This window comes from Methylocaldum sp., from assembly GCF_039794385.1.
GTDB lineage: Bacteria > Pseudomonadota > Gammaproteobacteria > Methylococcales > Methylococcaceae > Methylocaldum.
This window is the reverse complement of record NZ_JBDIVO010000305.1, coordinates 1-5,418: the sequence shown is the minus strand read 5'-3', so window position 1 is coordinate 5,418 and position 5,418 is coordinate 1. Positions and strand designations below refer to the sequence as shown.

Below are 5,418 nucleotides of genomic sequence, written 5' to 3'. Positions count from 1 at the left end.
CCTTTTCCTTGTAGCCGCGGACGTGCAGGTTGGCATGATTAGTCCGCCGGTAAGCCAGACGGTGGATCAGCCACGGATAGCCGTGGAAGGCGAAGATGATCGGCTTGTTGCGGGTGAACAGGGCGTCGAAGTCCCGGTTGTCTAACCCGTGAGGGTGTTCGTTCGCCGGTTGCAGCGTCATCAGGTCAACGACGTTGACGGTCCGAATCTTCAACTCCGGGAAGTACCCGCGAAGGAGCTGGACCGCGGCCAGGGTCTCCAGGGTCGGCACGTCGCCGGCGCAGGCCATCACCACATCCGGTTCCTCGCCCCGGTCCGTGCTCGCCCATTCCCAGATGCCGATGCCGGCCGTGCAATGCTTGATGGCAGCGTCCAGGCTCAGCCACTGCGGCTGGGGCTGCTTGCCGGCCACGATCACGTTGACGTAATGCCGGCTCCGAAGGCAATGGTCGGCCACCGACAAGAGGCAATTGGCGTCCGGCGGCAGATAGACGCGAACGACGTTCGCCTGCTTGTTGACAACCACGTCGAGGAAGCCCGGGTCCTGGTGGGTGAAGCCGTTGTGGTCCTGGCGCCAGACGTGCGACGACAGCAGATAGTTGAGGGAGGCAATAGGCCGCCGCCAGGGTATGGCCCGTGTCACCTCGAGCCATTTGGCCTGCTGGTTAAACATCGAATCGACGATATGGATGAACGCCTCGTAGGAGTTGAACAGCCCGTGGCGGCCGGTCAGCAGATAGCCCTCCAGCCAGCCCTCGCACTGATGCTCGCTCAGCACCTCCATGACGCTGCCCTCGGGAGCCAAGTGGGCGTCGCCCCGGACGGTTTCCGCCGTCCACTGGCGCTCGGTAACCTCGAACACCGCGTTGAGCCGGTTGGACAGGGTTTCGTCCGGTCCGAACAGGCGGAAGATCCGCGGGGATTGGTTGAGCTGGATAACGTCGCGCAGGAATCGGCCCAGCACGCGCGTGTCCTCCGCCTGGACCGCACCGGGTGCGGGCACTTCGACGGCGTAATCCCGGAAGTCCGGCATGCGCAGGTCGCGGAGCAACAGGCCCCCGTTCGCATGAGGGTTGGCCCCCATTCGGCGCGCTCCCTTGGGCGCCAGTTCGGCCAGTTCCGGCAAGAGTGTTCCGTTCCGGTCGAACAGCTCCCCGGGCCGGTAGCTCCTCATCCACTCTTCGAGGAGCTTGAGGTGCTCGGGGTTGGTCCGCACCGCTGCGAGGGGGACCTGGTGGGCGCGGAATGTCCCTTCGACGAGCTCCCCGTCTACGATCTCGGGGCCGGTCCAGCCCTTGGGCGTCGCCAGCACGATCATCGGCCAACGGGGACGCGCCTTGAAGCCCGTGGCGCGGGCGTCGGTCTGAATGCGCTGGATCTCGGCCACGACCTCGTCGAGCGTCGCCGCCATGCGCTGGTGCATCTTCATCGGCTCGTCGCCCTCGACGAAGTAGGGCTGATAGCCGCAACCGCGGAAGTACTCTTCCAGTTCCGCGCGGCCGATGCGCGCCAGAGTGGTCGGATTGGCGATCTTGTAGCCGTTGAGGTGCAGGATCGGCAGGACGGTGCCGTCGGTGGCCGGGTTAAGAAACTTGTTGCCCTGCCAGCCGGTGGCCAGCGGCCCCGTCTCGGCCTCGCCATCGCCCACCACGCAGGCTACGACCAGGTCCGGGTTGTCGAAGGCGGCACCGAAGGCGTGGCTGAGGGAATAGCCAAGTTCCCCGCCTTCGTGAATGGACCCGGGTGTCTCCGGGGCAGCGTGGCTGGGAATGCCGCCGGGGAAGGAGAACTGCTTGAACAGCCGCCCTATGCCTTCCTCGTCCTGACTCACGTTGGGATAAAACTCGCTGTAGGTACCCTCCAGGTAGGTGTTGGCCACGACCGCGGGCGCCCCGTGTCCGGGGCCGGAGATATAGATCATGTCGAGATCGTACTGTCCGACGATCCGGTTGAGGTGGACGTAGATGAAGTTCTGTCCCGGCGTGGTGCCCCAGTGGCCGAGCAGCCGCGGCTTGACGTGTTCCGGCCTGAGCGGTTCGCGCAGAAGTGGATTGGCGTAGAGATAGATTTGCCCCACTGCCAAGTAATTGGCGGCCCGCCAGTAGGCGTCTATCCGCCGCAGCAGGTCCGGGGAAAGGGGTTCGTCCATGGGGCGGCTCCTGAGACAAGAAATAAGGGTTTCGCGGAAAAGTTTCCATGGCAATCGTGCCGAGATGGCGGCGGTGCTCCGATGGATAAAGTTTTTTGATCGCCAAAGGCGTCGGAAGTTTTGCTGTTTGTCAGCCGCCATTGGCGCCTTCTTACGGACGAAGCATCGGTGCGAGGACGATGCCGATGAAATCCAGCAGAAAATGCATAACGACGGGACTCACCAGGCTCCGGCGCCAAAGATAAATCATCCCGAAGATGAGACCCGCCACTCCGACCGTGATCACTCCGGCCGATCCCTCATACCCGTGGCCGAGAGAAAAAATGAATGCCGAGAGCGCCACGGCGCCTACCGAGCTTGCGCCCAAGCCTTTAAAACGGAGGATCAGATATCCGCGAAAGATGGTCTCCTCCGCGATCGCCACCACTGCGACCAAAAGCGTCGCCAGCACGCTTTGTGGCAGACTTTCCGGCCTCAGGTACGTCGGCAGGGGCGTGGACGGCATCGAAAAGCCGGCCGCACGCAAGCTGTTCTCCAGCACGCCCATACCCACGAAAAAAGGTATGAACAGGGCCACGCCGATTCCGATCTCGGTTCGTGCGTTGGCGAACGTCCAACCGAGAAGACAGGCCGGTTCTCCGTTTCGCCGGAGGAAGTACGCAATCAGGCCAACTAGGGCCAAATCCCGCAGTATGGTGGCCCAGGCCGTAACGGTAAATGTCAGGGCGCCTTGCCTCACCGCGAAGAAGGACAGCACCATGGACGGAACGATCAGCGATAGGAAAACGGAAACTTCGAAAAGCAAGGTCTTCCTATCGACGGTTTCGATCCGGTGTTCTCGGTGTGCGCCGCTGTCGTAAGACTCGCCATTCATCGCTCGGTTTTTTCCGTGATCGGCGGCGATTCGTCAGGCAGGCAACGGTCCGTTTGTATCATGCCCGGTCATTTCCGTGTCGGATATCCCATTGTTTGAACGACATACTCGTAAAGCGACTCGGCTTCTCGATCGGATATCTGCGCGGGAGGAAACGCCGGCATGGAGCCTGCAGAGCCGTCCGGCATTTTCGGATTGCGGATAAAGGCCACGAAGACATTGGGATCCGCTAACTGCGGAGAGTCTTTCAGGGGCAAATCGGGATTGATGATGTTGCCGCCTTGAGGATGGCAACTGCTGCAATGGGCGGCAAATAACCGGGCGCCGGCTTTTAGCTCGTCGGGAAGAGACGGACCTTGGACGCCATACACCAATTGCCCGCCGAAGTAGCCCAGGATGACGACCACCAGAAAACACAGGCCGTAGCTGGTCAAAACCGCCTTGGATTCGGCGCCTCCCCCACGCCCGAGGAGCACCGCGCCAACCAGTAGAACCAAAAGAACCGGGGCAAGAATCAGTTTCATCTTGATCGGAAACGGCATGGCTCCGGCGTAATAATGTTGCCAATCCATCACCCCGAACAGTACGGTCGGAAACAGCCATATAAAAGCGAGAACGATGCAATGATATGCGGTTTGCGCGAGTCTTGGCCGTTGGAACAGCAAAGCGATCCAGGCAAATATGAACGCACCCACCACCAGCCCGATTGGCATGTGGACCTCGGTCGGATGGATTGGGTGAGCGTAACCCAGCCGGGCGAGAAACGCGTAAATGGAATCGAGCATAGAGTCCTGCGATAGACCAATCCCCGGTGAGCCCTCCGGTCAGCTCGGTGCCTTACCGGCTATGAAAGCGGTTCGGCACTTCGTCTTTGATCCTATTAATCAGGCCCGTAAATACCCTGCTGGTATTTACGGGCCGCCGCCAAGGCCGGTACACGCCCGGCCTTGGCTCACGCGGATTGTCGCCGTGCCGGGACATCCCTGCCCCGGATTAACCCGGCCTATGTTTATAGGCCGGGTTAATAACCCTTGTTGCCGCGACCGGACGCCGGCGGTTTCCGTTCAAGACTAGCCGGTCGCGCTTCCGCTTGAAATCCGTACCAAACCTGACAGGGAAGGATTCGGCAAGCCTTCCGGTCAACGCGCCGTGCTTTCGGACTGATGCATGGTGATTTCTTCGGCACCCGTATCGGCCAGGAGGTCCCGCGCCCACTCGAGTTCCTCGGCGCTGCCGTGGGCGATCAGGAGATACTTGCCTCCTTTGACGTGCTGCTCATAGCGAATGATGTGCTCGGTCGATACCCCAAAGCCCACGAGAGCGCCCAATAGCCCGCCGCCGGCCGCACCGACCAAGGCACCTTCGATGCTTGTGATTAAGGCCACGGTCAACGGCCCGAGAATCAATATCGACCCGCCGCCGGGAACCCAGACCAGCGCCGCTCCGACCAACACTCCGAACAAACCTCCGGTCCAGGTGCCGATGCTGGCGCCGTGCTTGGCCATATCCCCGATCGTCGCGATCCCGTGGACTTCCCGTTCGCTTTCGAGACTTCGCGCGACCATGGAGACTTGATTGATCGGAAAGCCTTCCTGATTCAGCTTTTGTATGGCTTCCTCGATCTTTGACATGCTGTCGTAGACACTCACGACGCTTCGACCGGGCGACATGACATTCCTCCTGCAAAAAGACTGTCATTGATCTTGGTGACGACATCGGAAACCAGAGCGATTCTTTCTTGGACCGTAAATCGCCGTGCAAAGTCCGAGTCGGACAAATCTCAGGAAACAGCAATACCTTTTCGGTGCTCTCGTCGGCTTTGCCTTCCATGCGATCGCACCAGAAAGACCAAAGGCGCCGAGGCCAAAAAAACGCATGGTCCTGAACCGGAACGCGTCGACAAGGCCGAGCGACGATGGCCTGCATGACGATATAGAACGTTTTTCATCCCCGTGTTCGGGGATTCGTGTCGGGCTCCCTGATGCCGGATCGGAAAACGCTCTAGCGACCGATCAGGCCATGGGTTGAACCATCGTTGAGCCGAGACTTGAAAGTTTGGCCTCTCCGTTCAACCTGTTCCATCGGCGACGGACCGAGGTAACGCGTGGTCGAGGCCGGTGATGGTAGCGACCATGAGCGCACGGATGGACGGGATATTGATCGCTTTCAGCAACACGTAGTTTCGGATGAACCTGTCGAACCACGACTCGGCTGAGGCAATCCGCGCGAGGATCTTCACCCTTCGCACCACACCCCGATCGACCGGGTGGCGGAGCCTGTCGTACTCCGGCAAACGGCCGTTTCTCACAAGTTCCGAAAAAACCCAGGCGTCCTCCAGTCCGAGATTCATGCCTCGGGCGCCCAGCGGGGAGTGGACATGGGCCGCATCCCCTGC

The 5,418-nt window shown here is 60.7% G+C and carries 5 protein-coding genes; all 5 read right to left on the bottom strand.

Annotated features, from left to right (window positions below):
- The coding region (locus ABJK70_RS19290) for a phosphoketolase family protein (RefSeq protein ID WP_347258808.1) at positions 1-2,149 on the bottom strand (2,149 nt) is incomplete at its 3' end.
- 151 nt (positions 2,150-2,300) lie between these two features.
- On the bottom strand, positions 2,301-3,023 hold the full coding sequence (locus ABJK70_RS19285; protein ID WP_156880976.1) for a type II CAAX endopeptidase family protein: 723 nt from the start codon (positions 3,021-3,023) through the stop codon (positions 2,301-2,303).
- A 68-nt stretch (positions 3,024-3,091) separates the two neighbouring features.
- On the bottom strand, positions 3,092-3,808 hold the full coding sequence (locus tag ABJK70_RS19280; RefSeq protein WP_347258807.1) for a DUF2231 domain-containing protein: 717 nt from the start codon (positions 3,806-3,808) through the stop codon (positions 3,092-3,094).
- A gap of 354 nt (positions 3,809-4,162) precedes the next feature.
- A complete protein-coding gene (locus ABJK70_RS19275; protein WP_156881361.1) occupies positions 4,163-4,693 on the bottom strand; it encodes a general stress protein in 531 nt (176 codons plus the stop codon).
- Positions 4,694-5,091: 398 nt separating this feature from the next.
- On the bottom strand, positions 5,092-5,418 hold a 327-nt coding region (locus tag ABJK70_RS19270; protein ID WP_347258806.1), incomplete at its 5' end, for an FAD-dependent monooxygenase.